The 1,779-nt window shown below is 70.8% G+C and carries 2 protein-coding genes; both read right to left on the bottom strand.

The window, feature by feature from the left end; translation table 11 throughout:
* Nucleotides 1–14 precede the first annotated feature (14 nt).
* Nucleotides 15–1,445, bottom strand: a complete 1,431-nt coding sequence (locus tag NBZ83_RS31935) for a Stp1/IreP family PP2C-type Ser/Thr phosphatase (protein WP_261566088.1) — start codon at nucleotides 1,443–1,445, stop codon at nucleotides 15–17.
* Nucleotides 1,442–1,779, bottom strand: a 338-nt coding sequence (locus NBZ83_RS31940; RefSeq protein WP_261576486.1) for an FHA domain-containing protein FhaB/FipA, incomplete at its 5' end; no start/stop codon positions are given. The genes NBZ83_RS31935 and NBZ83_RS31940, both read right to left, overlap by 4 nt.

Here is a 1,779-nt window from a genome sequence, read left to right on the forward strand (position 1 = left end):
TCGCTGGCCTGAGGTCACGGTGACGGGATGGGAACGGGCGTGCTCGGGCAGCCTGGGGCGGCGATGCCGGCGGGGCCCGCGGCCTGGCACACCGCTGGCACCAGGCCGGCGGTGGGCTCCAGCGACGGGGACTTGAGACGGCTGGTCGGGGACGGGCTGGGCGTCGTGCTGACCGCCGGCCGGGTCGGGCTCGGCGTGTGCAGCCGCGCGATGATCTGCTCCGCCTCGCCCCGGCTGTCGGCCGGGATGCCGTGGCGCAGGTCGTCCTGATCGGCAGGGGCAACCTCGGACAGCAGCTGGCTCTGCGAGAGCACCGACGACAGATGGACGCCGGCGACGCTTCCCTTCACCCCCTGGAACAGGGCCACCCGCCCCTCGCCGTCGACGCCGACATAGTACTGGCCACGCACATAGGTCCACCCCGCCGCGGCGCCCGCGACGACGAGGACGAACACGACGGTCGAGACGAACAGCACCCGCCGCCCCGATCGGCGTCGGCCGTCTCCGTCTCCGTCCGCGTCGTCGCTCTCGCCATCGCCGCGGTCGCTGGCCTGCTCCTGACGGTCCCGGCGGTGAAATCCCGGCCGGCCGATCCGGGCAGCCTTGGCCGCCGCGGACTCGGTGTCCGGGTAACGCGGGTCGGGCCCGCTGCGCGCGGAGGCCGCCCTGGGTACCGACCGCTTCTCCGCCGCCGCACCGGCGACCAGCGGGTAGGGCCGGTCCTCCCCGCGGTCCTCGGAGATGTCGGCGACCACGACCGTGATGTTGTCCGGGCCGCCGCCCTTGAGCGCCAGGTCGACGAGCTGATCCACCGCATCCTGCGGGGTGGGGAGCAGCAGCGTCTCCAGGATCGTCTCCTCGCTGACCACCCCCGACAGGCCGTCGGTGCACAGCAGGTAGCGGTCCCCCTCCCGGGCCTGGCGCACCGACAGGTCGGGCTCGACCTCGCGGCCGTCCAGCGCACGCATCAGCAGGGAGCGCTGGGGGTGCGTGTTCGCCTGCTCCGGGGTGATCCGGCCCTGGTCGACGAGGTCCTGGACCAGCGTGTGGTCATGGGTGACCTGGCTGAGGATGCCCTCGCGCAGCAGGTAGGCCCGCGAGTCCCCGACATGCAGGACTCCGAGCATGTCCCCGGAGGAGAGCACGGCGGTCACCGTGGTGCCCATGCCGTCCAAGGCGCTGTTCTCCAGCGACATCTCGCGCAGCTGGCGATTGGCGTCGCGGACGGCCTCGTTCAGCTCCGTCACGAGGTCGTCGCTGTCGATGTCGTCGTCGAGATCGGCCAGACGGGAGATCACCATGGAACTGGCGACCTCGCCCGCGGCGTGCCCGCCCATGCCGTCGGCCACCGCCAGCAGGCGCTGCCCGGCGTAGGCGGAGTCTTCGTTTCCTTCCCGTACGTGCCCGACATCCGAGCGAACGGCGAAGTGAAGCCTGAGGCTCACCGGTGGAGCTCCAGGACCGTCTTCCCGATCCTGACCGGCGCGCCGAGAGGTACCGGCATGGGACTGGTCACCTTCGAACGGTTGAGGAATGTGCCATTGGTCGAGCCCAGGTCCTCGACGAACCACTGTCCGTCGTGGGGCACGAGTCTCGCATGCCGCCCTGATGCGAAGTCATCCTCGAGGACCAGAGTCGAGTCCTGTGCCCGTCCGATGGTGACAGGTGACGATCCTAGGGGAATTGTTGTGCCTGACAAGTGCCCCTTGGTCACCACGAGTTTGCTCGGAGACTGTGGCTTGCGGGCTGGTTGGGGTGGGGTTCGAGGGGGTGTCGGCC

The organism is Frankia gtarii (genome assembly GCF_025403375.1).
Lineage (GTDB): Bacteria > Actinomycetota > Actinomycetes > Frankiales > Frankiaceae > Frankia > Frankia gtarii.